Raw genomic sequence first — 24,771 nt, forward strand, 5'->3', positions numbered from 1 at the left:
TGGGGCGCGGCCCAGACCCGCGCTCTGGGCCGGCGCTCCGGCCCGGGGTCTGGGGGGAGCCCCCCGTTCGGGGTCTGGGGCCCCCGTCCGGGGGGGCCGGGGCGGAACCCGCGTCCGAGGTCTGGGGCGGGGGCCCCGCCGGAGGTCGGGGGCGGAACCCCCGGTCCGGGGTCTGAGGTGGAGCCCGGTCCGTGGTCTAGGGCGGGCCTCGCCGAGGGTCTGGGGCGGAGCCGGGTCCGTGGTCTGGGGCGGAGCCCCCCCGGGCGGGGTCCGGGGCGGAGCCCGGTCCAGGGTTTGGGGCGGCGCCTCGGTCCGTGGTCTGGGTCCCAGCCCCCGCCCGGGGTCTGGGGCGGAGCCCCGGTTTCGGGAAGGGGCGGGGAGGGGAGCAGCCCGCCGCAGGCGTCACGGTCCGCCGGGCGACACGTCCCGCCTAACCCGGCAGGGGCTTGCTCAGCTTCTTGCCGTCGCGCCCGGCGCTCAGCGTGAGCGCGCAGGAGACCTGGTCCTCCCCCTGGATGGAGTACGTGCCCAGCGCGGGGTACAGCGCGTAGTAGTAGTACATCCGGCCGTCGTTGGGGACGCTCTTGAGCCGCTTCTTGGCATCCGTCGCGCACAGCGCGAGCGCCTTGGTCTGAATCGACTTCTCGGTGGAGAAGTCGCCGCTCAGCGTCTCGTTGGCGATCACCTCGCCGTCGTGCGGGCCATGGCAGGACCGCTTCTCCACCTTGGTGACGCTGCTGTCCATCGCCGGGTGGTCGAAGCACTGGCCGGGGTCGAGCACCACATACGGCACCTTGTCACCGGGCGCGCCGGACTCCGAAGCGTCCGGGGCCGCCGACTCCGAGGCGCCCGGATCCCGGTCGGGGGCTTCGCTTCCACCGCCCAGCGGCGCGCCCTCGCCGGGGTCCTCCGAGCCCGACGGGGCGGCGGACGACTCGGCGTCCGAGGGCGAGGAGAGCGGGCGGTCCGAGACCGAGGCCGAGGCGGACGGGCCGGCGTCGGCCGCCGTCTCCTTGCCGCCGTCGTCCTTCGTCCCGATGACGATCGCGCCGACGACCACCGCCACGGCCACCACCGCCGCGATGACGATCGCCGTGGTCCTGGAGCCGCCGGTGCCGGGCGGCGGGGGAGGGGGCGGCAGCGCCCCCGGGGGTATGGGCCCCGGCGGCAGCGCACCCGGCGGCGGGCCGCCGGGCAGCAGGGCCGGTGGGGTGGGCGGACCGAATCCGCCGCTCGGCTGGGCGGGCGGACCGGGCTGCGCGGGCGGACCCGGCTGAGGCTGCGGCCCCGCCCCACCCGGCTGCGCGGGCTGATCCGCCGGGGGCGGCGGCCCGAAGCCCTGCTGCGGCTGCGGGGCCTGCGGGGCCTGCACGGGCTGCTGCGGCTGCGCGGACGGCGGCTGCGGTGGTTGCTGCTGCGGCTGCGGCGGTGGACCGAACCCCCCGCCGTTTCCAGGCCGGTTGGGGTCGTTCGACGGCGGCGGATACGTCATGCCCGAAGCATGCCCCATTCCACTGACAATCCGTCCATCGGGCCCGGCCTACCGGCCCTTTCCCAGCCCGGTCTCCCGGCCCTGCCTCCGGCCCGGCCTCGCCCCGGCGCCCGCCCCGGCGGAGATCATTCGCAGGGACCCCCCTCCGGACGTGCAGAATGGTCGCATGACCGGCTCCGACCGCCCCTCCGCCCTCGACCCGGCCCTCGCCGCCCGCCTCAAGCGCGGCGTCGACGGCCTGCTGCCCGCCATCGCCCAGCAGTACGACACCGGTGAGGTGTTGATGCTCGGCTGGATGGACGACGAGGCGCTGCACCGCACCCTCACCACCGGCCGCTGCACCTACTGGAGCCGCAGCCGCCAGGAGTACTGGGTCAAGGGCGACACCTCCGGCCATGTCCAGCTGGTCAAGTCCGTCGCGCTGGACTGCGACGCCGACACCGTCCTCGTCAAGGTCGACCAGGTCGGCGCCGCCTGCCACACCGGCGACCGCACCTGCTTCGACGCCGACGAGCTCCCGCTCGGCCCGCAGACCGGCCCGCAGACCGGCCCGCAGACCGGCCCGCAGACCGGCCAGGAGATCGCCCAATAGGCCCAGTAGACGGGTCCGCGGACCGTCCGCTAGACCGGTCCGCAGACCGGCCACCGCCCCGACCAAGCTCCCAGCGAGCCCTCAGCCCCCGTGCCCCGCCGGGCTCCCCAGCCCCAGACCCAGGACGCTGTCACGATGGATCTCGAGACCTTCCGCAAGCTGGCGGCCGACCGCCGCGTCATCCCCGTGAGCCGCAAACTGCTCGCGGACGGCGACACCCCCGTGGGCCTCTACCGCAAGCTGGCCGCGGAGCGCCCCGGCACCTTCCTCCTCGAATCCGCCGAGAACGGCCGCTCCTGGTCCCGCTACTCCTTCATCGGCGTCCGCAGCGCCGCCACCCTCACCGAACGCGATGGCCGCACCCACTGGCTGGGCACCCCGCCGGTCGGCGTCCCCACCGACGGCGACCCCCTCCAGGCGCTGCGCGCCACCGTCGAGACCCTGCACACCCCGCGCGACCTCGGCGGCCTGGCCCAGCTGCCGCCGTTCACCGGCGGCATGGTCGGCTACCTCGGCTACGACATCGTCCGCCGCCTGGAGAAGGTCGGCGAGCACGGCCGGGACGATCTGCGCCTGCCCGAGCTGACCATGCTGCTCACCTCGGACCTCGCGGTGCTGGACCACTGGGACGGCACCGTGCTGTTGATCGCCAACGCGATCAACCACAACGACCTCGACACAGGCGTGGACGAGGCGTACGCGGACGCCGTGGCCCGGCTCGACGCGATGGCCGCCGACCTGGTCCGTCCCGTCGCGACCGACCCCGCCGCGCTGCCCGAATCCGAGCTGCCCGAGTACACCGCGCTGTGGGGCGGCGAGGACTTCATGGAAGCGGTGGACGACATCAAGGAGCGCATCCGCGCGGGCGAGGCGTTCCAGGTCGTCCCCTCGCAGCGGTTCGAGACGCCGTGCTCGGCCAGCGCCCTCGACGTCTACCGGGTGCTGCGGGCCACCAACCCGAGTCCCTATATGTACCTCTTCCGGTTCGAGGGCTTCGACGTGGTGGGCTCCAGCCCCGAGGCCCTGGTCAAGGTCGAGGACGGCCGGGCGATGCTGCACCCCATCGCCGGCACCCGCCACCGGGGGGCCACCCCGCAGGAGGACGCCGCGCTCGCCGAGGAGCTGCTCGCCGACCCCAAGGAGCGGGCCGAGCACCTGATGCTCGTCGACCTCGGGCGCAATGACCTCGGGCGGGTCTGCGAGCCGGGCAGTGTGGAGGTCGTCGACTTCATGTCGATCGAGCGCTACAGCCATGTCATGCACATCGTCTCGACCGTCACCGGCAGCCTCGCCGAGGGCCGTACGGCCTTCGACGTGCTCACCGCCTGCTTTCCCGCGGGCACCCTCTCCGGCGCCCCCAAGCCGCGGGCGCTCCAGATCATCGAGGAGCTGGAGCCGAGCCGCCGCGGGCTGTACGGCGGCTGCGTCGGCTATCTCGACTTCGCGGGCGACTCCGACACCGCGATCGCCATCCGCACCGCGCTGCTGCGCGGGGGCACGGCGTATGTCCAGGCGGGCGCCGGGATCGTCGCCGACTCCGATCCGGTGGCCGAGGACGCGGAGTGCCGCAATAAGGCGGCGGCGGTGCTGCGGGCGGTGCATGCGGCGGGCCGTCTGGGGCGGTAGTTCGTCGGTGGGGGGTGGCTTCCCGGGGTGGTGGTTCGTCGGTGGCGGGTGGCTTCCCGGGGTGGCGGTTCGTCGGTGGCGGGTGGCCCCCCAGGGCGGTCGTTCCCGGTGGCCAGTGGCTCCCGGTAGGTCCCATATCCCCCACCCGGGAACGGTCCCGTACCCGGGTGGGGGATAGTGGTAGGCGTGACTGCAGCAGCCGTACCCCAGCCCAGGGCCGAGCACGAGCCCTCCGCCCCCGCCGCGCGCGGCCGCCGAAGCAGCCTTGCCATCGCCCTGCTCGCCGGTGCGCTCGGCGCCGCCCTGGTCCTGCTGGCCACCAGCCGCAAATGGGCCGAGGGCACCGCCGCCGTCGCCCAGGGATCCCTCTCGCAGAGCGCCAACGGCGATGACATCACCGGGCTCCCCGGCGCCCTCGCGGTCGTCGGCCTCGCCGCGCTGGTCGCGGTCTTCGCCGTGCGCCGCCTCGGCCGCGTCGTCGTCGCGGCGCTGCTGGCCCTCAGCGGCGCGGGCATCGTGATCAGCTCGGCCCTCGGCGCGTCCGACAAGGCGGCGCTGGAGGAGAAGGCGTCCAAGGTGAGCGGGCTGACCCACAGCCCGATCCACGACGTGGCGTACACCCCCTGGCCGTGGGTCGCCGCGGCGGGCGGGGTGCTGCTGCTGCTCGCGGGCGTGCTCGCCGTGGGCTACGGCCGCCACTGGCCCGCCATGTCCGGCCGGTACGAGCGCGCGGGCACCGCGGGCACCCCGGCCCGGAGCCGCACCCGGCGCGGTGCCGCCACCCCCGACCCGGACCGCCCCGAGGAGCTGTGGAAGGCCCTGGACCGCGGCGAGGACCCGACGGAGGCCCCGGCCCGGCGGGAGGCCGAGCGCGGCGCCTAGGGGTGTCGGACGGATCTTGACGCCTGCGGCGGGCTGTTCCCCTCCCCGCCCCTTCCCGAAACTGGGGCTCCGCCCCAGACCCCGACCGGGCTCCGCCCCAGGGCCCGGGCAGGGCTGCGCCCAGACCTCGAAACCGGGGCTCTGCCCCAGACCCCGGACGGGGGCTTCGCTCCAGGCCGCGAAATTGGGGCTCCGCCCCAGGCCCCCGGGCGGGGCTGCGCCCCAGGGCCCGGGCGGGGCTGCGCCCAGACGTCAAAACCGGGGCTCTGCCTCAGACTCTGACCGGGGCTCTGCCCCAGACCCCTGACCGGGGCTTCGCCCCAGGCCGCGAAACAGGGGCTCTGCCCCAGACCCCCGACCGGGGCTTCGCTCCAGGCCGCGAAACTGGGGCTGCGCCCCAGGGCCCGGGCGGGGCTGTGCCCAGACTTCGGAACCGGGGCACCGCCCCAGACCCCCGACCGGGGCTCCGCCCCTTCCCGCGGCTTCGGTACGCGGCTCCGCCGCGTGGTAGGGCTCCGCCCGGATCCAGACCCTCGGGGTCCAGGGGCGGAGCCCCTGGTAGCGGGAAGGGGCGGGGAGGGGAAAGCTCCGCCGCGGTGGCGCCGACCCCCGTAGGCCCCGCCCTCGCGCCAGCTGTCCCGCCTCGCACCGTAAGGTCCCACCCCCGCTCAAGGGCGTTTCGCGCATCGGGGACAATGGCCTGGGAGCGTTCGCCCCCGAGCGCCCGGACCAGGCGCGTACAGATACGAGGAGAATTCATGGCGGGTCACGACCACGGACACACCCCGGCCGCCTGGACCGGTGTCACCATCGCCTTCATCGGCTTCTGCGTCGCCGGCGCGTTCACCGTGGCGGCCAACCCGCTCGGCTTTTGGGCGGGCATGGTGATCATCGCCCTCGGCGGTGTCGTCGGCGCGGCGATGCGCGCGGCCGGGCTGGGCATGCCCAAGACGCAGCACCCGCCGCAGCCGCAGCCCGCGGCGCAGTCGCAGGCGCAGACCCAGGCGCAGAGCTGAGCCCCGGCGCGGCCCAGGGCCGCGCCCGCCTCCATCGCATCCGGCGCCGAGCCGTATCCGGCACCGAGCCGTATCCGGCACCGAGCCGTACGGAGGCCCGCGCACCGGCCCTGAGCTGCGCCTTCGTGGATGCCGAGGCAGACTCGGCGGTGTGACCGAACCACCGCCGACCGCCCTCGCCCCCCTGGTGCGGCGTCTGGCCGCCCCGTTCGGCGTGCTCGCGGGCGTCCTCGCCGCCTTCGGCTACGTCGGCGTCGTGGACCCCCGGGAGCCGGGCCACTACCCCGTCTGCCCGCTGCTGCGGCTCACCGGGCTGTACTGCCCCGGCTGCGGCGGGCTGCGCGGCGCCCATGCCCTGGCCCACGGCGATCTGGCGGCCGCGCTGCGTGACAACGCCCTCGCCGTCGGCTGTTACGCGGCCTTCGCCGTCTGCTGGGCGGTGTGGTGCGTACGCGGACGCTTCCCGGCGCCGCGGCTGTGGCACGCGGGGGCGCTCGGCGTGGTGGCCCTGGTCTTCACAATCGTCCGGAATTTCCCGTTCGGGGGACTACTGGTGCCGTGACCGTTGTTGTGTAAGTGGATGTGGCGGGCGTCCGCGTCAACCGGATGCGAGACCTCGGCCTACCGGCGGCTACCATCGCAGTGCCAGGTGACGCGGTGGACCGCCCCACCCGGTACAGATCAGAAGCTTCATCCCCGTCACGGAAGGGGGCCGCTCGGTGAGTGTGCTCGACGAGATCATCGACGGAGTCCGTGCCGACCTCGCGGAGCGGCAGGCGCGCGTCGCCCTCGACGAGCTCAAGGAGCGGGCGGCCAAGGCCCAGCCGGCGAAGGACGGTGCCGCGGCGCTCAAGGGCGACAGCGTCAAGGTGATCTGCGAGGTCAAGCGGTCCAGCCCCTCCAAGGGCGCGCTCGCCGCGATCGCCGACCCGGCCGGGCTCGCCGCGGACTACGAGGCGGGCGGCGCGGCCGTGATCAGCGTGCTGACCGAGCAGCGGCGCTTCGGCGGATCGCTGGCCGACCTGGAAGCCGTAAGGGCGAAGGTCGACATTCCGGTGCTCCGTAAGGACTTCATCGTCACCTCGTACCAGCTGTGGGAGGCGCGGGCGCACGGCGCCGACGTCATCCTGCTGATCGTCGCCGCGCTGGAGCAGCAGGCGCTGGTCTCGCTCATCGAGCGGGCCGAGTCGATCGGGCTGACGCCCCTGGTCGAGGTGCACGACGAGGAGGAGACCGCCCGGGCGGTCGACGCCGGAGCCCGGGTGATCGGCGTCAACGCGCGTGACCTCAAGACCCTCCAGGTGGACCGCTCGAACTTCGCCCGGATCGCCCCGGAGATCCCGGACCACATCGTCAAGATCGCGGAGTCCGGGGTGCGCGGCCCGCACGACCTGATCGCCTACGCCAACGACGGCGCGGACGCGGTGCTGGTCGGCGAGTCCCTGGTGACCGGGCGCGACCCCAAGGCCGCGGTGGCCGATCTGGTGGCGGCGGGCGCCCATCCGGCGCTGCGCCACGGCCGGGACTGACGACGGGGCGGGATCGGCGGACCATGGAGACGTACGCGCGCCTGGCACGGGGCTGTCGGCCCCGGGGCTGCCGCGCGCCCGCGAGGCGGGTGCGGGGGCGGCGCGTGCGCTACCACATCGGATGCGAGCCGGGGCAGATCAACGGGCGGCGATGGCGCCGGGCGGCGGCGCGCTGAGCGCACGCCGCACGCTTTCCCATCCATCCCACCTGTCACGGGGCGCAGCCCCGATCTGTCGCGGGGCGTTGCCCCGACCTGTCACGGGGCGCTGCCCCGATCGAGGAGTACGTCGCATGTCCTCTGATTTCTTCATCCCTGACCCGGAGGGCCAGGTGCCCAGCGCCGAGGGGTATTTCGGTGCCTTCGGCGGCAAGTTCATCCCCGAGGCGCTCGTCGCCGCGGTCGACGAGGTCGCCGCCGAGTACGAGAAGGCCAAGGCGGACCCCGCCTTCGCGGCCGAGCTCGAGGATCTGCTGGTCAACTACACCGGCCGGCCCAGCGCGCTGACCGAGGTGGGGCGGTTCGCCGAGCACGCCGGGGGCGCCCGGGTCTTCCTCAAGCGGGAGGACCTCAACCACACCGGCTCCCACAAGATCAACAACGTGCTGGGGCAGGCCCTGCTCACCCGGCGGATGGGCAAGTCCCGCGTCATCGCCGAGACCGGCGCCGGCCAGCACGGGGTGGCCACGGCCACCGCGTGCGCGCTGTTCGGGCTCGAGTGCACCATCTACATGGGCGAGATCGACACCCAGCGCCAGGCGCTCAACGTGGCGCGGATGCGGATGCTGGGCGCCGAGGTCATCGCCGTGAAGTCCGGCAGCCGCACCCTCAAGGACGCCATCAACGAGGCGTTCCGGGACTGGGTCGCCAATGTGGACCGCACCCACTACCTCTTCGGCACCGTGGCCGGACCCCACCCCTTCCCGGCGCTGGTGCGCGACTTCCACCGGGTGATCGGCGTGGAGGCGCGGCGGCAGATCCTGGAGCGGACCGGGCGGCTGCCGGACGCGGTCGCGGCCTGTGTGGGCGGCGGTTCCAACGCGATCGGGCTGTTCCACGCCTTCCTGCCGGACGAGAACGTGCGGATCGTCGGCTTCGAGCCCGCCGGGCACGGCGTGGCCACCGGGGAGCACGCGGCCACGCTGAGCCAGGGCGAGCCCGGGATCCTGCACGGCTCCCGGTCCTATGTCCTCCAGGACGAGGACGGCCAGATCACCGAGCCGTACTCGATCTCGGCCGGTCTCGACTACCCCGGCGTCGGCCCTGAGCACGCGTATCTGAAGGACATCGGCCGCGCCGAGTACCGGGCGGTCACCGACGACGAGGCCATGCGGGCCCTGCGGCTGCTCTCGGAGACCGAGGGCATCATCCCGGCGATCGAGAGCGCCCACGCGCTCGCGGGCGCCCTGGACCTCGGCCGGGAGCTGGGGAGCGACGGCCTGGTGCTGGTCAATCTCTCCGGGCGCGGTGACAAGGACATGGACACGGCGGCCCGGTACTTCGGGCTCTACGAGCAGCAGGGCGACGAGGGGGCGAAGTGATGGCCGGGAACCTGGAGCTGCTGGGATCGGTCCTGGCGGGCGCCAAGGACGAGGGGCGCGCCGCGCTCGTCGGCTATCTGCCCGCCGGTTTCCCCACCATCGACGGCGCGGTGGACGCGATGACCGCCATGATCGAGGGCGGCTGCGACATCGTCGAGGTCGGACTGCCGCACAGCGATCCGGTGCTCGACGGGCCGGTGATCCAGACCGCGGACGACATCGCGCTGCGCAACGGGGTCCGGATCCGCGATGTGATCCGCACGGTGGGGGAGGTGCACGCCCGCACCGGCGCCCCGATCCTGTGCATGACGTACTGGAACCCCGTGGACCGGTACGGCGTCGAGCGGTTCGCCGCCGATCTCGCCGAGGCGGGCGGCGCGGGCTGCATCCTGCCCGATCTGCCGGTCGAGGAGTCGGAGATCTGGCGGAAGGCCGCCGAGCAGCACGGTCTGGCGACCGTGTTCGTGGTCGCGCCCAGCAGCCGTGATGAGCGGCTGGCGAAGATCACGGCGGCGGGCAGCGGTTTCGTCTACGCGGCGTCCCTGATGGGTGTCACCGGAACGAGGGAATCGGTGGGCCAGGAGGCGCGCGCGCTGGTGGAGCGCACCCGCTCCACCACCTCGCTCCCGGTCTGCGTGGGCCTCGGCGTCTCCAACGCCACCCAGGCGGCGGAGGTCGCGGCGTTCGCCGACGGGGTCATCGTGGGCTCGGCCTTCGTCAAGCGGCTGCTGGACGCGGAGGGTGACACCGAGGCCGGTCTGGCGGGGCTGCGTGAGCTCGCGGGCGAGCTGGCGGAGGGCGTCCGCACCGCGCGTTAGGGAGTGTCCGGCGGAGTGTCCGACGGGTGCGCGTACGCCTGCGGCGGGCTGCTCCCCTCCCCGCCCCTTCCCGAAACTGGGGCTCCGCCCCAGACCCCGCTCCTCAAGCGCCGGAGGGGCTGGAAAGCGGGGCTCTGCCCCAAGGTCCCGCTCCTCAAGCGCCGGAGGGGCTGGATGGCGGGGCTCTGCCCCAAGGTCCCGCTCCCTCAAGGGCCGGAGGGGCTGGGTGGCGGGGCTCTGCCCCAGACCCTGGGTGGGGTCCAGGGGCGGAGCCCCTGGTAACGGGAAGGGGCGGGGAGGGGAAAGGCCCGCCGGCCACCCGTCAGAGGGTCGCTCGTTCGAGGGAACAACGGGGTGGAGGAGCTCAGCGGTGCTCCTCCGCCTCGTTAGGCGAGGGCGTGAGCCAGAGAAACCGTGAGGGAAAGCGCGGCGCCCGAGAGCGCCTGCGGGAACAGCGTGAGCGGGACCGGGCGCGCGCGAAGCGTAAGCGGACGCTGGGCGTCCTGGGGGCCGTGGTGGCCGTCCTCGGCGCGGCGGTGGGCGTGGGCATGATCGCGTCCAGGACCGGCGACGACTCGGGGAAGTCGAGCAGCGCCCTGGTGCCGCCGCGCGGAGCCGTCGGCAAGGGACGGCTGGTGATCCCCTCGGGGAAGTCGGAGAAGTCCGCGCAGGAGGGGAAGGCGGGCAGAGCGGGCCCGGTGACCCTGACGGTCTACGAGGACTTCCGCTGCCCGGGCTGCAAGCAGTTCGAGGACGTCTTCCGCAAGACCGTGCACGAGCTCCAGGACAGCGGCCGGATGCGGGTCGAGTACCACCTGGTGACGATCATCGACGGAAACCTCGGCGGCACCGGTTCGCTCCGCGCCGCCAACGCGGCGGCCTGCGCCCAGGACAAGGACCCCGCGAAGTTCCGGGCGTTCCACGATGTGCTCTACCGTCACCAGTCCCAGGAGACCCGGGACACCTACGCCGACAACGGCAGGCTGATCAAGCTCGCGGACCAGGTCCCCGGGCTGGTCACGCCCGCCTTCCGGCGTTGCGTCGAGGACGGTCGGCACGACGCCTGGGTGCGCAAGTCCAACGACGTCTTCGCCCACTCCGGCTATGCCTCCACGCCGACCGTGCTGCTGGGCGGAAAGTCGATCTACGGCGACCCCAAGAAGCCGCTGAGCCCCAACAAGCTCAAGCGCATGGTCCTCGCGGCGGCCCGCGACTGATCCTTGTACTGATCCTTGTTACGCAGCCGTTGCCGGGTGGGTTGCCGCATCTCCCGCCCGGCACGGTAGCGTCGGTCCTGTCATGGACCTCCTCGCTTACATTCCCAGCCCGTCGTCCGGCGTGATCTATCTCGGTCCGGTCCCGCTGCGCGGCTATGCGTTCTGCATCATCATCGGCGTCTTCGTCGCGGTCTGGTACGGCGGGCGGCGGTGGGTCGCCCGGGGCGGCCGGGTCGGCACCGTCGCCGACATCGCCGTCTGGGCGGTGCCCTTCGGCCTGGTCGGCGGCCGCCTCTATCACGTCATAACCGACTACGAGCTGTACTTCACCGACGGCCGTGACTGGGTGGACGCCTTCAAGATCTGGCAGGGCGGCCTGGGGATCTGGGGGGCCATCGCGCTGGGCGCGCTCGGCGCATGGATCGGCTGCCGCCGTCGGGGGATCCCGCTCCCGGCGTACGCGGACGCCATCGCCCCCGGAATCGCCTTCGCCCAGGCCATCGGGCGCTGGGGCAACTGGTTCAACCAGGAGCTGTACGGCAAGGCCACCACGCTGCCCTGGGCGCTGAAGATCGACGGCGACGCCGACGCGGGTCGGGTGGCCGGCACGTACCACCCGACCTTCCTGTACGAGTCGCTGTGGTGCGTCGGTGTGGCGGTGCTGGTGATCTGGGCGGACCGCCGCTTCACTCTGGGGCATGGCCGGGCGTTTGCCCTCTACGTCGCGGCGTACACCGTGGGCCGCTTCTGGATCGAGTACCTCCGGGTGGACGACGCCCACCATGTGCTGGGACTGCGGCTCAACAACTGGACGTCCGTCGTGGTCTTCCTGGCCGCGGTGGTCTATCTGGTGATCTCCGCGAAGCGGGCCCCGGGCCGCGAGGAGGTCGTGGAGCCGGCCGCGGTCGAGGACGGCGCGGCCCCGGCCACCGGGACGAGCGGCGACGCCCCGGCCGGGAGCGCGGCCAAGAGCGATGGCGCGGCCAAGAGCGATGGCGCGGCCAAGAGCGATGGCGCGGACGAGAGCGGCGGCGCGGCCAAGAGCGATGCCGCGGACGAGGCCGGTGCGGTGGCCGCCGAGGCGGAGCCCACCAAGAATCCCTGACGCGCGCCCGCGTTGCGTCCATCGGGCCGCCGGACCCCTCGGGGTTTGGCGGCCCTTCTGCGTTTGCGCAGGTCAGCGAGGTAAGTTCGGCCTTCCTTGCTGGCGGAGCAGGGGAATTCGTGCGTACCTTCGAACCGTTGGGGTGAGGGCCGCATCGCCACACCCTTCTCGAAGGGAGCACATCTTCATATGTCCGTCATCGACAGCGCCGCGTCACCGCACATCGCCCACCGCGACAACCACACCCACCGTGATGTGAACGGCGGCTGGCTGCGCCCCGCCGTCTTCGGGGCCATGGACGGACTGGTCTCCAACCTGGCGCTGATGACCGGTGTGGCCGGTGGCGCGGTGGACCGGCAGACGATCGTGATCACCGGTCTCGCGGGCCTCGCGGCCGGTGCCTTCTCGATGGCCGCCGGTGAGTACACCTCCGTCGCCTCCCAGCGCGATCTGGTCCAGGCCGAGCTCGAGGTGGAGCGGCGCGAGCTGCGCAAGCACCCGGTGGACGAGCTGGAGGAGCTGGCCGCGCTCTACGAGTCGCGCGGGGTGGAGCCGGCCCTGGCCCGTGAGGTGGCCGAGCAGCTCTCCCGCGATCCCGAGCAGGCGCTGGAGATACACGCCCGCGAGGAACTGGGCGTGGATCCGGACGATCTGCCGTCGCCGCTGGTCGCGGCGGTCTCCTCGTTCGGCTCCTTCGCGCTGGGCGCGCTGCTGCCGGTGCTGCCGTATCTGCTGGGCGCCTCGGCGCTGTGGCCGGCCCTGGTGCTGGCGCTGATCGGGCTCTTCGGATGCGGTGCGGTGGTGGCGCGGGTGACCGCCCGGAGTTGGTGGTACAGCGGGCTGCGGCAGCTGGCGCTGGGTGGCGCGGCGGCGGGTGTGACCTATGCCCTGGGCGCTTTCTTCGGAACGGCCGTAGGATGACAGTCATACGGCGAGCCGCGATCATCACGCCGTTACTCCTCGGTTTCGATTCTTTTACGGGCGGGCATAAGCCCGAAGCGCTTGGGCAGTGTCGCCCGATCCGCGCCATGGCGACGCCGGTCGCCCCATCTCCAATGCCCGTACTGCCCCACCTCACCCCACGCCTGGGGTGTCCGCATGATGGAACGGAATTTCCGCTTCCCGAGATTCGCCCCATCATGTAACCTGCACGAAATTCTCGCGGAGGGCCAACGTCGTCCCTCGGCACACGCAAAATGCCATGACGACGACGGGAGAGCCGATGCGTTCCGCATCCCACCCTGCCCGCCAAGGGATGTACGACCCGCGCAATGAGCACGACGCCTGTGGCGTCGGCTTCGTGGCGACCCTCACCGGCGAGGCCAGCCATGAGCTCGTGGAGCAGGCTCTCACCGTGCTGAGGAACCTCGAGCACCGCGGCGCCACCGGTTCCGAGCCCGACTCCGGCGATGGCGCGGGCATCCTGGTCCAGGTTCCGGACGCCTTCCTGCGGGCCAGTGTGACCGGCTTCGAGCTGCCCGAAGCCGGTTCCTATGCGGTGGGTATCGCGTTCCTCCCGGAGGGTGAGGCCGAGGGCGCGGCCGCCGCGGAGCACATCGAGCGGCTCGCCGCCGAGGAGGGCCTGACCGTCCTCGGCTGGCGCGAGGTGCCCGTCGCCCCCGAGCTGCTGGGCAACGGCGCCCGGGCCACCATGCCCGCCTTCCGCCAGCTCTTCGTCGCCGACGGCACCAGCACCGGCGTGGCCCTGGACCGCAAGGCGTTCATGCTGCGCAAGCGCGCCGAGCGCGAGGCGGGGGTCTACTTCCCCTCGCTGTCCGCGCGCACCCTGGTCTACAAGGGCATGCTGACCACCGGTCAGCTGGAGCCGTTCTTCCCGGACCTCTCCGACCGCCGCTTCGCCACGGCCGTCTCGCTGGTCCACTCCCGGTTCTCCACCAACACCTTCCCGAGCTGGCCGCTGGCCCACCCGTACCGCTTCGTCGCCCACAACGGTGAGATCAACACCGTCCAGGGCAACCGCAACTGGATGCGGGCCCGGGAGTCCCAGCTGGTCAGCGACCTCTTCGGGGAGCAGGGCCTGGAGCGGATCTTCCCCGTCTGCACCCCGGACGCCTCCGACTCGGCGACCTTCGACGAGGTCCTGGAGCTGCTCCACCTCGGCGGCCGCTCACTGCCGCACTCGGTGCTGATGATGGTCCCCGAGGCGTGGGAGAACCACCCCTCCATGGACCCGGCCCGGCGCGCCTTCTACCAGTACCACTCCACGATGATGGAGCCCTGGGACGGCCCGGCCTGTGTCACCTTCACCGACGGCGTCCAGGTCGGCGCCGTGCTGGACCGCAACGGTCTGCGGCCCGGGCGCTACTGGGTCACCGACGACGGTCTGGTCGTGCTCTCCTCCGAGGTCGGCGTCCTGGACATCGACCCGGCCAAGGTGGTCCGCAAGGGCCGGCTCCAGCCGGGCCGGATGTTCCTGGTGGACACCGCGGAGCACCGCATCATCGAGGACGACGAGATCAAGGCCGAGCTGGCCGCCGATCAGCCGTACGGCGAATGGCTGGAGGCCGGTCTGATCGACCTGGCCGACCTTCCCGAGCGCGAGCACATCGTGCACACCCACGCCTCGGTCGCCCGCCGTCAGCAGACCTTCGGGTACACCGAGGAGGAGCTGCGCGTCCTGCTCGCGCCGATGGCCAAGGCCGGCGCCGAGCCGATCGGCTCGATGGGCACCGACTCGCCGATCGCCGCGCTCTCCGAGCGGCCGCGGCTGCTGTTCGACTACTTCACCCAGCTGTTCGCGCAGGTCACCAACCCGCCGCTGGACGCGATCCGCGAGGAGCTGGTCACCTCGCTGATCTCCTCGCTGGGCCCGCAGGGCAATCTGCTGGAGCCGACCGCGGCCTCCTGCCGCAGCGTCACCCTGCCCTTCCCGGTGATCGACAACGATGAGCTGGCCAAGCTCATCCACATCAACGCCGACGGGGACATGCCGGGCCTCAAGGCGGCGAACCTCTCGGGCCTGTACCGGGTCGGTGGCGGCGGTCAGGCGCTCGCCGCCCGACTGGACGAGATCTGCGCCGAGGCCGACCGCGCCATCGAGGACGGCGCCCGGCTGATCGTGCTCTCCGACCGCCACTCGGACGCCGAGCACGCCCCGATCCCCTCGCTGCTGCTCACTTCCGCGGTCCACCACCACCTCATCGGCACCAAGCAGCGCACCCAGGTGGGGCTGCTGGTCGAGGCGGGCGACGTCCGCGAGGTGCACCATGTCGCGCTGCTGATCGGCTACGGCGCCGCGGCCGTCAACCCGTATCTGGCGATGGAGTCGGTCGAGGACCTGGTCCGGGCCGGCACCTTCCTGCCCGGTGTCGAGGCCGAGACCGCGATCAAGAACCTCATCAAGGCGCTCGGCAAGGGCGTCCTGAAGGTCATGTCCAAGATGGGCATCTCGACCGTGGCCTCCTACCGGGGCGCGCAGGTCTTCGAGGCCGTCGGCCTGGACGAGTCCTTCGTGGACACCTACTTCCACGGCACCGCCACCAAGATCGGCGGCGCGGGCCTGGACGTGGTCGCCAAGGAGGTGGCCGCCCGCCACGCCAAGGCGTACCCCGCCTCCGGCGTCCCCTCCGCCCACCGCACGCTGGAGATCGGCGGCGAGTACCAGTGGCGCCGCGAGGGCGAGCCGCACCTCTTCGACCCCGAGACGGTCTTCCGGCTCCAGCACTCCACCCGGTCGCGCCGCTACGACATCTTCAAGAAGTACACCGAGCGGGTGAACGAGCAGTCCGAGCGGCTGATGACGCTGCGCGGTCTGTTCTCCTTCAAGGGCGAGCGCCCCTCGATCCCGATCGACGAGGTCGAGCCGGTCAGCGAGATCGTCAAGCGGTTCTCCACCGGCGCCATGTCGTACGGCTCCATCTCCCAGGAGGCGCACGAGACCCTCGCCATCGCCATGAACCAGCTCGGCGGCAAGTCGAACACCGGTGAGGGCGGCGAGGACTCCGACCGGCTGCACGACCCCGCCCGGCGCTCCTCGATCAAGCAGGTGGCCTCCGGTCGCTTCGGTGTGACCAGCGAATACCTGGTCAACTCCGATGACATCCAGATCAAGATGGCGCAGGGTGCCAAGCCCGGCGAGGGCGGCCAGCTGCCCGGCCACAAGGTCTACCCGTGGGTGGCCAGGACCCGGCACTCCACCCCGGGCGTCGGCCTGATCTCCCCGCCGCCGCACCACGACATCTACTCGATCGAGGATCTCGCCCAGCTGATCCACGACCTGAAGAACGCCAACCCGCGGGCCCGGATCCACGTCAAGCTGGTCTCCGAGGTCGGCGTCGGCACCGTGGCCGCGGGCGTCTCCAAGGCCCACGCCGATGTGGTGCTGATCTCCGGCCACGACGGCGGCACCGGCGCCTCGCCGCTCACCTCGCTCAAGCACGCGGGCGGCCCCTGGGAGCTCGGCCTCGCCGAGACCCAGCAGACGCTGCTGCTCAACGGGTTGCGCGACCGCATCGTGGTGCAGACCGACGGCCAGCTGAAGACCGGCCGTGACGTGGTGATCGCCGCGCTGCTCGGCGCCGAGGAGTTCGGCTTCGCCACCGCGCCGCTGGTGGTCTCCGGCTGCGTGATGATGCGCGTCTGCCATCTGGACACCTGCCCGGTCGGCATCGCCACCCAGAACCCGGTGCTGCGCGAGCGCTACAGCGGCAAGGCCGAGTTCGTGGTGAACTTCTTCCAGTTCATCGCCGAGGAGGTCCGTGAGCTCCTCGCCGAGCTGGGCTTCCGCTCCCTGGACGAGGCCATCGGCCACGCCGAGCTGCTGGACACCACCCGCGCCGTCCAGCACTGGAAGGCGCAGGGCCTGGACCTCGCCCCGCTGCTGTACGTGCCCGAGCTGCCCGAGGGCGCCGTACGCCACCAGGCGATCGAGCAGGACCACGGCCTGGCCAAGGCGCTCGACAACCAGCTGATCAAGCTGGCGGCCGACGCGCTGAACGCCGAGAGCGCCGAGGCCGCCGAGCCGGTCCGGGCCCAGGTCGCGATCCGCAACATCAACCGGACCGTCGGCACCATGCTCGGCCATGAGGTGACCCGTACGTTCGGTGGCGAGGGCCTGCCCGAGGACACCATCGACATCACCTTCACCGGCTCGGCCGGTCAGTCCTTCGGCGCGTTCCTGCCCCGCGGTGTCACGCTGCGGCTCGAGGGCGACGCCAACGACTACGTGGGCAAGGGCCTGTCCGGCGGCCGCGTGATCGTCCGCCCGGACCGGGGCGCGGACCACCTCGCCGAGTACTCGACGATCGCGGGCAACACCCTCGCGTACGGCGCCACCGGTGGGGAGATGTTCCTGCGCGGCCGGGTCGGCGAGCGGTTCTGCGTCCGCAACTCCGGCGCCACGGTCGTCTCCGAGGGCGTGGGCGACCACGGCTGTGAGTACATGACCGGCGGTCACGCGGTCGTCCTCGGCCCCACCGGCCGTAACTTCGCGGCCGGGATGTCCGGCGGTATCGCGTATGTGATCGACCTCGACCCGGACAACGTCAACGTCGATCTGCGGGATGCCCTCGGCGCGCTGGACGACACCGACCAGCGGTGGCTGCACGACGCGGTGCGCCGCCACCACGAGGAGACCGGCTCCACCGTCGCGGGCGCGCTGCTCGACGACTGGGAGACCGCCGTCACCCGCTTCAGCAAGATCATCCCCGCTACGTACCAGGCCGTGCTCGCCGCCAAGGAAGCCGCCGAGCGTGCCGGGCTCTCCGAGTCCGAGACCCACGAGAAGATGATGGAGGCGGCGATCAATGGCTGACCCCAAGGGCTTCCTGAGCACTGACCGCGAGGTCGCCAAAACCCGTCCGGTGGACGAGCGCGTCAAGGACTGGAACGAGGTCTACGTCCCCGGCTCGCTGCTGCCGATCATCAGCAAGCAGGCCGGCCGGTGCATGGACTGCGGCATCCCGTTCTGCCACAACGGCTGTCCGCTCGGAAACCTCATCCCCGAGTGGAACGACTACGCCTACCGGGAGGACTGGCGCGAGGCCAGCGAGCGGCTGCACGCGACCAACAACTTCCCGGAGTTCACCGGGCGGCTGTGCCCCGCCCCGTGCGAGTCGGCCTGTGTGCTCGGCATCAACCAGCCGGCGGTGACCATCAAGAACGTCGAGGTCACCATCATCGACAAGGCGTGGGACTCCGGTGACGTCACCCCGCAGCCGCCCGAGCGGCTCAGCGGCAAGACCGTCGCCGTCATCGGCTCGGGCCCGGCCGGTCTGGCCGCCGCCCAGCAGCTGACCCGGGCCGGTCACACGGTCGCCGTCTATGAGCGGGCCGACCGCATCGGCGGGCTGCTGCGCTACGGCATCCCCGAGTTCAAGATGGAGAAGCGGCACATCAACCGCCGTATCGAGCAGATGCGCGCGGAGGGCACCAAGTTCCGCACCGAGACCGAGATCGGCCGCGACATCGACGCCGCCAAGCTGCGCAAGCGGTACGACGCCGTGGTCATCGCGGCCGGCGCCACCACCTCGCGCGATCTGCCGGTCCCGGGCCGGGAGCTGAACGGCATCCACTTCGCGATGGAGTACCTGCCGCTCGCCAACAAGGTGCAGGAGGGCGACCTCACCACGTCCCCCATCACCGCCGAGGGCAAGCACGTCGTGGTCATCGGCGGTGGCGACACCGGCGCGGACTGCGTCGGCACCGCCCACCGGCAGGGCGCCGCCTCCGTCACCCAGCTCGAGATCATGCCCAAGCCGGGCGACGAGCGGAACCCCAACCAGCCCTGGCCGACCTTCCCCATGCTCTACAAGGTCACCTCGGCCCACGAGGAGGGCGGCGAGCGGATCTACTCCGTCTCCACCACCCACTTCGAGGGCGACGAGGACGGCAACGTCCAGTGGCTGCACCTGATCGAGGTGGAGTTCAAGGACGGCAAGCTGGAGCAGAAGCCGGGCACCGAGCGGAAGATCCCGGCCCAGCTGGTCACCCTCGCCATGGGCTTCACCGGCACCGACCAGCAGAACGGCCTGGTCGAGCAGTTCGGCCTGGAGCTGGACGAGCGCGGCAATGTCGCGCGCGACGCCGACTTCGCCACCAATGTGCCGGGTGTCTTCGTGGCCGGTGACGCGGGCCGCGGCCAGTCGCTGATCGTCTGGGCCATCGCCGAGGGCCGCTCCGCGGCGCGCGGGGTGGACCGCTATCTGGCCGGGGCCAGCGAACTGCCCGCCCCGATCCGCCCCACCGACCGGGCCCTCATGGTCTGACCCGGTCCTCCCGTATCTCCGCCCGTACAACGGCGTACGGGACCGGCCGCGCGGCGCCTTCCCCCCTCCCGACCGGGGGAAGGCGCCGCGTGGCGTTTCGGTCGACGTTCTCTCGGGTCGGCCGACCGGACCGGCTGGCCAGGTCGGTTGACATTCCCTCGGGCGGACTCCACCATCATTCCACTAACTGATTAGTGAAAGGGTGGTGGAAGGCGGATGGTCGAGTACCGCATCGACCGGCGCAGTGGCATCGCCACCTATCTACAGATCGTCCAGCAGACCAAACAGGCGCTCCGCCTCGGACTGCTGGCGCCCGGGGACCGCCTGCCCACGGCCAAGGAGGTCGTCGCGGCCACCGCCATCAACCCCAACACCGTCCTGAAGGCGTACCGCGAGCTGGAGCGCGAAGGGCTGGTCGAGCCCCGGCCGGGGCTTGGCACCTTCGTCCGCCGGTCACTCGCCCGGCCCGGCGCCGCCGCGGACTCACCGCTGCGCGCGGAGCTCGCCGACTGGGCCGACCGGGCCCGCGCCGCCGGGCTCGGCCGCGAGGACGTGACGGCGCTGGTGGCCTCGGTCCTCGAAGAGCGCTTCGGCGAGACCGCCGCCCCCGGCGAGCGTGGACACGAGGAGAACGAGTGACCGACGAGATCGAGGCGTCCGGTGCCCTGGAGGCGTCCGGGCTGGGCAAGAAGTACCGACGCGGCTGGGCCCTCAGAGACGTCACCTTCCGGCTGCCCGCCGGGCGGATCTGCGCGCTGGTGGGCCCCAACGGCTCCGGGAAGAGCACCCTGCTGTCCCTCGCCGCCGGGCTGCTGACCCCGGCCACCGGCACCCTGCGGGTCTTCGGACGGCCCGCCGCCGACCCCGGCGCCCGCGAACGCATCGCCTTCGTCGCCCAGGACAAGCCGCTCTACCCGCGCTTCTCCGTGGCCGACACCCTGCGCCTGGGCCGGGAGCTCAACCCCCGCTGGGACCAGAAGACCGCCGAACGGGTGGTGGCCGAGGCCGATGTGCCGCTGTCCGCCCGCGTCGGCTCGCTCTCCGGCGGCCAGCGCACCTGTGTGGCCCTCGCCCTCGCCCTCGGCAAGCGCGCCGATCTGCTGCTCCTGGACGAGCCGATGGCCGATCAGGACCCGCTGCGCCGCCGCCGGATGATGGGTGCCCTGATGGCCGAGGCCGCCGAGCGCGGCACCGGCGTGGTCATCTCCACCCATGTGCTCGCCGAACTCGACGGCGTCTGCGACTACCTGCTGCTGATGGGCGGCGGCCGGATCCGCCTGGCGGGCGAGGCGGACGCCATCCAGGCCGCTCACCGTCTCGTCACCGGACCGAGCGCGACCGGGGGCGGAACACCGGAGGCGCTCGCCCGCCACACCGTGGTCCAGACCCGGACGACAGGCCGTCAGCTCACCGCGCTGATACGCCCGGAGGGCACCCCGGCCGGGGACGGCTGGATCGTCACCGAACCCTCCCTCGAGGACGTCCTGCTCGGCTATCTGGGCGCCCCCGACGCCCCGCCGATGTTCACGGCCGAGGCGCGGGCGACCGTTACGGAGGTGGGGGCATGAGCGCGATCGGCATCCGGCTCCGGGCACCCGGCGCACGGCTCCGCGCCCGAGGACTGGTGTGGCTGGTGGCGCGCCAGCACCGGGCCGCCCTGTGGGCGGGCCTGGCCGTGGTCGTGGCGATCGCCGCGTACATCGTCTGGCAGCGCGCCGGGATGGTCGGCTATGCGCGGGCGCACGACGTCCAGGGCTGCGCGGACTGGAGCTGGAAGCGGCTCTGCCACGGCAGGGAGATCAGCCCCGACACGGGAACCACCCCGATGGCCGAGGCGCTCGGCCATCTCGGCGACACCTACCGCACACCGCTGCTCAACACCGGACGGCTGCTCATCGCGCTGCCCGTGCTGATCGGCGTCTTCATCGGCGCGCCCCTGTTCGCCCGGGAGCTGGAGACGGGCACCCACCAGATGGTGTGGACCCAGTCCGTCGGCAGGACCCGCTGGCTCATCGCCAAACTCGCGCTCCCGCTCGTCGCCGTCACGGCCGGCACCGCGGTCCTCGCGGCCCTCTACACCTGGTGGTGGCGGGTGGCCCGGGTCCCGTTCCAGGACATCGCCTGGGGCACCGCCGTACCGTTCGACGCGACCGGCCCGGCGGCGGTCGCCCTCGCCCCGCTGTCCTTCCTCCTCGGCGCGGCGGCCGGGCTGCTGCTGCGGCGCACCCTGCCCGCCATGGTGGTCGCCCTGGGGGCCACCGCCGGTGTCCAGTACGGGCTGGGCGCCCTGCGCCCCCATCTGATGACGCCGCGGACGATCCTCGCCGAAGCCGACGCCTCCGGCGAATACACAACCACCCCCCTTCAGGTCATCTTCAACTCGTGGCGTGGCATGGGCGACGGCTATCTGACCCGGTCCGGGGAGAAGATCCCCCTGGAGCGCTGCTCGTCCGCCGTCAGTTCGGACGCCTGGGACCGCTGCTTCGCCCGGCTCGGCGCCACCGACAGGTGGTACGAGGAGCTGCACCCGGCGAGCCACTACTGGCCCATGCAGTGGATGCAGGCCGGGATCTGCCTGGCCGCGGCCGTCGCGCTCGCCGCCCTCTGCGTGTGGTGGATCGGCCGCAGACGGGCCTGACCCGCGCCCCTCACCCCGCCACGGCATCCACGGCATCACCTTCCGCTCCGATCGGAGTTCCCCTTCCCATGGCCGTCTCGCCCGCCCTCGACACCGCCCGGGCCGCCCCGCGCGCCCGCCCGGCGCTCCCGCCCCCGGCGATCCGTCGCACCGGGCGCGCCGCCGGGCTCGTCCCGGCGCTCGTCCCGGCCGGGCTGGCGCTGGCACTCGGGCTGTGGGGGATCCGCCGCGAGAACAGCATGTGGCGGGACGAGTCGACGACGTATCAGATCGCCCACCGGAGCGTCGGTGAGATCCTGCGCCTGCTCGGCGACGCCGATGTCGTGCACGGCCTGTACTACCTCTTCATGCACGGCGTGTTCGCCCTCTGGGACGGCGGCCTCGTCGCCCTCCGGCTCCCCTCGGCGCTGGCCATGGCCGCCGCGGCGGCCGGTGTCGGACTGCTCGGGCAGCGGCTCGCGGGGCCCCGCGCCGGACTCGCCGCCGGGCTGGTCTTCCCGCTGGCCCCGGCGGTGCAGCGGTACGCACAGGAGGGGCGGTCGTACGCCCTGGTCTGCGCCGCCGTCGTCGCGGCCACCCATCTGTTGCTGAGCGCGGTGGCCCGGCCCCGCAAGCGCACCTGGGCCGGATACGCCGCCGTCGCCTCGCTGGCCTGTCTGCTGCACGAGTTCGCCGTCCTGGCCGTCGCCGCGCACGGCGTCGCGCTGTACCGGGCGCGGGTGGGCGCGCGCTCCGGCTGGGCGTGGGGTCAGGCGGCCGCCGTGGTGGCGGTGGTGCTGGCGCCGCTGGTGATCGTCAGTCAGCAGCAGGCCGCGCTGGTCGGCTGGATCTCCCCGCCGGGCATGCCCGAGCTGCTCGGCTTCGGCGCGCTCGCCCTGGCGGGCCTCGGCTGCGCCCGGGGACCGCTGCCCGCGCACGGGCCCGTCCCGCTGCGCGACCTCGCGCTCGCGCTGCTGATCCTGCCACCGGCCGCGCTGCTGGCGGTGTCGTATCTCCATCCGCTCTACGTCGACCGGTATGTGCTCTACGCCTACGTCGGTCTCGTGCTGCTGATCGGGGCCCGGCTGGACGCGCTGTCGCGCACCGTCGCCGCCCCACGGGCGCTGGCCGGAGGGCTGGCGGTGGCCACCGTGGCGGCCCTGCTGCCGTACTCCCTCCACCTGCGGACCCCGCAGAGCCGGCTCGACGACCCGCTCGCGGCCGCGCGCGCCGTACGGGAGCTGAGCCGGCCCGGCGACGGGGTGCTCTTCCTGCCCGCCCGGCGCCGGGAGCCGATCATGTCCAGCCCGGAGGACTTCCGGGGCCTGCGGGAGCTGGCGCTGGCCCGGCACGCGATCCCCTCGGGCACCCTGCACGGCATCGAACTGCCGGCACCGCTGATCAGGGCCCGGATGCTGACGGCCGGGCGGATCGTCACGGTGAACGACCCGCCCGGCCGGCCGCTGGACGGCACTCCTCAGGAGCGGGTGAAACGGGAGGTGCTCGCGGAACACTTCCACCGGTGCGCCGTCCGGGACGTCACCGGGATGCGGATCGTGCTCTACGGGCGCGCGGGGAAGTGCTGAACGCCGCCGGGCGCCGTCAGCCCTCGTTCTCCACCAGCCGGGCCGGGAAGCCGCCCGTGGCCACCGGGCCCCAGCGCTCGGGGGTGACCCGGATCAGCGACTTGCCCTGCTTGCGCATGGCCTCGCGGTACTCGTCCCAGTCCGGGTGCTCGCCCGCGATATTGCGGTAGTACTCGACCAGCGGCTCGACGGACTCCGGGGTGTCGATCACCTCGGCGGTGCCGTCGATCTGCACCCACGGGCCGTTCCATTCGTCGGACAGCACGACGAGGCTCACGGCGGGGTCGCGCTTGGCGTTGCGCACCTTGGCCCGCTCGGGGTAGGTGGACATGACGATCCGGCCGGAGTCATCGACTCCGCAGGTCAGCGGGGATGCCTGGGGCGAGCCATCCGTCCGGCGGGTCATCAGCAGCGCACGGTGGCGCGGGCGTACGAACTCCAGCAGCTCGTCGAGGCCGACTTGGGTGTTGGTGGCGATGGAGGGGCTCATGCAGGCGAGCGTACGACGTCGAGCGCGCTCCAAGGCCGAACGGCCACGGCCCGGCCCGGCGTCACGTGTCGCACTCCAGCACCGTGCGGCACAGCCCGCAGCGGGCCCGCAGCCGGCCGCGCACCGGGACCCGGATGCGCTGACGGCAGGTCGGGCAGGGGAAGGAGACGCTCAGCGGAGGGCCGGTGTCGAAGGCGTAGGCCCCTCCGGTGGGGGAGGGGTGGCCGGATTGGGCCGCCCGGCGGTCCTTGGCGTAGCGGCGGCGGCCGGTCCAGCCGGCGGCGGTGAGCGGCGGCCGGGCCTGCTCGCGGCGGGCCAGCTCCAGCCCCTTGGTGTACGCCTCGTACGCCTGCGGAGAGGTGAACCAGGGGGAGGGGTCCTCGTCGAACAGCAGCGCCCGCATGGCCAGGACGTAGCCGAACTCCTCCGGTGTCAGATAGCCCAGTTTCTGGCTGGAAACCGAGTCCTGGCGGTAGGCGTCGAGCAGCAACCAGCCCGTGCCGAGATAGGCGGCGGTGGTGTCGGTGAGGATTTCGTTGTCGCGTGTGCCGGGGAACGACAGGTCCAGGCGGTGCAGATACACATGGGTGACCTCATGGGCCAGGGCCGCGCCGATGTCCCGACGGTGGGTCTTGAAGCGGGAGTTGAGCTCGATGAAGTACTCCGGGCCCGCGGCCAGCTCCACGTTTCCGGCGTGCCGCATCTCCCGGAAGCTCACGATCATCCGGGCGTCCGGCAGCCGCAGATGCTGCACCATGACCCGGGCCACCCGCTGTACGCCCAGGTAGAGGTCGTCCTGGTCGGCGAAGGCCACATCGCCGGGGAGCACGCTGACTCCGAAGGTGTCCACCGTGTCGCGGGACAGGCGGTGGTAGAGCGCGGTGATCGCGGCCCGGACGGTGTCCAGGTGGGGATAGCCGTGCTCGATGTCGCTGCCCGGTGCCGCCACGCCGTCACCCCGTGCCCGTCGCCAGCCGTGCGCCCTGTCTCACGTCAACCTTACGGTCGTTCGGCGGGGCTGTGGGTAGGCCGCGC

Annotated in this window: 21 protein-coding genes; 18 read left to right on the top strand and 3 right to left on the bottom strand. The window is 72.6% G+C overall.

The genetic code is table 11. The annotated features are described in order from the left end of the window. Positions 1 to 430 precede the first annotated feature (430 nt). On the bottom strand, positions 431 to 1,492 hold the full coding sequence (locus KHP12_RS36805) for a hypothetical protein (protein ID WP_211834122.1): 1,062 nt from the start codon (positions 1,490 to 1,492) through the stop codon (positions 431 to 433). 166 nt (positions 1,493 to 1,658) lie between these two features. Between KHP12_RS36805 and hisI the strand changes: the two genes are divergently transcribed. The 18 genes from hisI (at position 1,659) to KHP12_RS36890 (ending at position 23,246) form a co-directional block, all read left to right on the top strand. Continuing rightward, a complete protein-coding gene (gene hisI, locus KHP12_RS36810) occupies positions 1,659 to 2,084 on the top strand; it encodes a phosphoribosyl-AMP cyclohydrolase (RefSeq protein WP_246643221.1) in 426 nt (141 codons plus the stop codon). A 90-nt stretch (positions 2,085 to 2,174) separates the two neighbouring features. Further along, entirely contained in the window at positions 2,175 to 3,710 is a 1,536-nt protein-coding gene (locus tag KHP12_RS36815; RefSeq protein ID WP_276328693.1) for an anthranilate synthase component I, read from the top strand. Positions 3,711 to 3,896: 186 nt separating this feature from the next. Continuing rightward, complete coding sequence (locus KHP12_RS36820; protein ID WP_086886477.1) at positions 3,897 to 4,592, top strand: TIGR02234 family membrane protein; 696 nt, start codon at positions 3,897 to 3,899, stop codon at positions 4,590 to 4,592. A gap of 758 nt (positions 4,593 to 5,350) precedes the next feature. Beyond that, on the top strand, positions 5,351 to 5,608 hold the full coding sequence (locus KHP12_RS36825) for an HGxxPAAW family protein (protein WP_086886148.1): 258 nt from the start codon (positions 5,351 to 5,353) through the stop codon (positions 5,606 to 5,608). A gap of 151 nt (positions 5,609 to 5,759) precedes the next feature. Further along, positions 5,760 to 6,170, top strand: a complete 411-nt coding sequence (locus tag KHP12_RS36830; RefSeq protein WP_037948885.1) for a DUF2752 domain-containing protein — start codon at positions 5,760 to 5,762, stop codon at positions 6,168 to 6,170. A 157-nt stretch (positions 6,171 to 6,327) separates the two neighbouring features. Then, positions 6,328 to 7,137 carry an indole-3-glycerol phosphate synthase TrpC gene (gene trpC / locus KHP12_RS36835; protein WP_037948882.1) on the top strand — a complete coding sequence of 270 codons (810 nt, stop codon included), beginning with the start codon at positions 6,328 to 6,330 and terminating at the stop codon, positions 7,135 to 7,137. A 23-nt stretch (positions 7,138 to 7,160) separates the two neighbouring features. Then, positions 7,161 to 7,313, top strand: coding sequence for a tryptophan biosynthesis modulator TrpM (gene trpM / locus KHP12_RS53540; protein ID WP_369075658.1), 153 nt, complete (start codon positions 7,161 to 7,163; stop codon positions 7,311 to 7,313). 116 nt (positions 7,314 to 7,429) lie between these two features. Next, positions 7,430 to 8,677 carry a tryptophan synthase subunit beta gene (trpB, locus tag KHP12_RS36840; RefSeq protein WP_086886147.1) on the top strand — a complete coding sequence of 416 codons (1,248 nt, stop codon included), beginning with the start codon at positions 7,430 to 7,432 and terminating at the stop codon, positions 8,675 to 8,677. Then, entirely contained in the window at positions 8,677 to 9,495 is an 819-nt protein-coding gene (gene trpA / locus KHP12_RS36845) for a tryptophan synthase subunit alpha (protein WP_037948877.1), read from the top strand. The genes trpB and trpA overlap by 1 nt, the downstream gene beginning before the upstream one ends. Before the next feature lie 398 nt (positions 9,496 to 9,893). Further along, the gene (locus KHP12_RS36850) at positions 9,894 to 10,712 is read left to right on the top strand and encodes a DsbA family protein (protein WP_211834123.1); all 819 of its coding nucleotides are present in this window, start codon (positions 9,894 to 9,896) and stop codon (positions 10,710 to 10,712) included. A gap of 82 nt (positions 10,713 to 10,794) precedes the next feature. Further along, positions 10,795 to 11,817 carry a prolipoprotein diacylglyceryl transferase gene (lgt, locus tag KHP12_RS36855; RefSeq protein ID WP_211834124.1) on the top strand — a complete coding sequence of 341 codons (1,023 nt, stop codon included), beginning with the start codon at positions 10,795 to 10,797 and terminating at the stop codon, positions 11,815 to 11,817. A gap of 189 nt (positions 11,818 to 12,006) precedes the next feature. After that, positions 12,007 to 12,738 carry a VIT1/CCC1 transporter family protein gene (locus KHP12_RS36860; RefSeq protein ID WP_086883366.1) on the top strand — a complete coding sequence of 244 codons (732 nt, stop codon included), beginning with the start codon at positions 12,007 to 12,009 and terminating at the stop codon, positions 12,736 to 12,738. Positions 12,739 to 13,039: 301 nt separating this feature from the next. Continuing rightward, on the top strand, positions 13,040 to 17,590 hold the full coding sequence (gene gltB / locus KHP12_RS36865; RefSeq protein WP_107471813.1) for a glutamate synthase large subunit: 4,551 nt from the start codon (positions 13,040 to 13,042) through the stop codon (positions 17,588 to 17,590). Further along, on the top strand, positions 17,583 to 19,043 hold the full coding sequence (locus KHP12_RS36870; RefSeq protein WP_086883364.1) for a glutamate synthase subunit beta: 1,461 nt from the start codon (positions 17,583 to 17,585) through the stop codon (positions 19,041 to 19,043). Before gltB ends, KHP12_RS36870 begins: the two co-directional genes overlap by 8 nt. 216 nt (positions 19,044 to 19,259) lie before the next feature. Next, positions 19,260 to 19,682, top strand: a complete 423-nt coding sequence (locus KHP12_RS36875; RefSeq protein WP_037948861.1) for a GntR family transcriptional regulator — start codon at positions 19,260 to 19,262, stop codon at positions 19,680 to 19,682. Further along, entirely contained in the window at positions 19,679 to 20,611 is a 933-nt protein-coding gene (locus tag KHP12_RS36880) for an ABC transporter ATP-binding protein (RefSeq protein ID WP_211834125.1), read from the top strand. The genes KHP12_RS36875 and KHP12_RS36880 overlap by 4 nt, the downstream gene beginning before the upstream one ends. Beyond that, entirely contained in the window at positions 20,608 to 21,681 is a 1,074-nt protein-coding gene (locus KHP12_RS36885) for an ABC-2 membrane transporter-related protein (RefSeq protein WP_211834126.1), read from the top strand. The genes KHP12_RS36880 and KHP12_RS36885 overlap by 4 nt, the downstream gene beginning before the upstream one ends. Before the next feature lie 68 nt (positions 21,682 to 21,749). Then, a complete protein-coding gene (locus tag KHP12_RS36890; RefSeq protein WP_211834127.1) occupies positions 21,750 to 23,246 on the top strand; it encodes a glycosyltransferase family 39 protein in 1,497 nt (498 codons plus the stop codon). Between the two features lie 16 nt (positions 23,247 to 23,262). On the opposite strand, the gene KHP12_RS36895 is transcribed toward KHP12_RS36890, so the two are convergent. Together KHP12_RS36895 and KHP12_RS36900 are read right to left on the bottom strand one after the other, a co-directional pair. Continuing rightward, positions 23,263 to 23,736 (bottom strand): PPOX class F420-dependent oxidoreductase, encoded by a 474-nt coding sequence (locus KHP12_RS36895; protein ID WP_086883360.1) that lies wholly within the window; start codon positions 23,734 to 23,736, stop codon positions 23,263 to 23,265. Positions 23,737 to 23,797: 61 nt separating this feature from the next. Then, positions 23,798 to 24,685: a hypothetical protein gene (locus KHP12_RS36900; protein WP_211834128.1), complete on the bottom strand. Its 888-nt coding sequence runs from the start codon at positions 24,683 to 24,685 to the stop codon at positions 23,798 to 23,800. Between the last annotated feature and the right edge of the window lie 86 nt (positions 24,686 to 24,771).

The organism is Streptomyces asiaticus, assembly GCF_018138715.1.
Taxonomy (GTDB): domain Bacteria; phylum Actinomycetota; class Actinomycetes; order Streptomycetales; family Streptomycetaceae; genus Streptomyces; species Streptomyces asiaticus.

Bases quoted from the DNA above. Each gene is read 5' to 3' on its own strand.
- KHP12_RS36890 (WP_211834127.1), top strand. From the start codon at position 21,750: ATGGCCGTCTCGCCCGCCCTCGACACCGCCCGGGCCGCCCCGCGCGCC.
- hisI (WP_246643221.1), top strand. From the start codon at position 1,659: ATGACCGGCTCCGACCGCCCCTCCGCCCTCGACCCGGCCCTCGCCGCC.
- KHP12_RS36875 (WP_037948861.1), top strand. From the start codon at position 19,260: ATGGTCGAGTACCGCATCGACCGGCGCAGTGGCATCGCCACCTATCTA.
- trpA (WP_037948877.1), top strand. From the start codon at position 8,677: ATGGCCGGGAACCTGGAGCTGCTGGGATCGGTCCTGGCGGGCGCCAAG.
- gltB (WP_107471813.1), top strand. From the start codon at position 13,040: ATGCGTTCCGCATCCCACCCTGCCCGCCAAGGGATGTACGACCCGCGC.
- KHP12_RS36805 (WP_211834122.1), bottom strand. From the start codon at position 1,492: ATGACGTATCCGCCGCCGTCGAACGACCCCAACCGGCCTGGAAACGGC.
- lgt (WP_211834124.1), top strand. From the start codon at position 10,795: ATGGACCTCCTCGCTTACATTCCCAGCCCGTCGTCCGGCGTGATCTAT.
- KHP12_RS36895 (WP_086883360.1), bottom strand. From the start codon at position 23,736: ATGAGCCCCTCCATCGCCACCAACACCCAAGTCGGCCTCGACGAGCTG.
- KHP12_RS36870 (WP_086883364.1), top strand. From the start codon at position 17,583: ATGGCTGACCCCAAGGGCTTCCTGAGCACTGACCGCGAGGTCGCCAAA.
- KHP12_RS36860 (WP_086883366.1), top strand. From the start codon at position 12,007: ATGTCCGTCATCGACAGCGCCGCGTCACCGCACATCGCCCACCGCGAC.
- trpB (WP_086886147.1), top strand. From the start codon at position 7,430: ATGTCCTCTGATTTCTTCATCCCTGACCCGGAGGGCCAGGTGCCCAGC.
- KHP12_RS36885 (WP_211834126.1), top strand. From the start codon at position 20,608: ATGAGCGCGATCGGCATCCGGCTCCGGGCACCCGGCGCACGGCTCCGC.
- KHP12_RS36825 (WP_086886148.1), top strand. From the start codon at position 5,351: ATGGCGGGTCACGACCACGGACACACCCCGGCCGCCTGGACCGGTGTC.
- trpM (WP_369075658.1), top strand. From the start codon at position 7,161: ATGGAGACGTACGCGCGCCTGGCACGGGGCTGTCGGCCCCGGGGCTGC.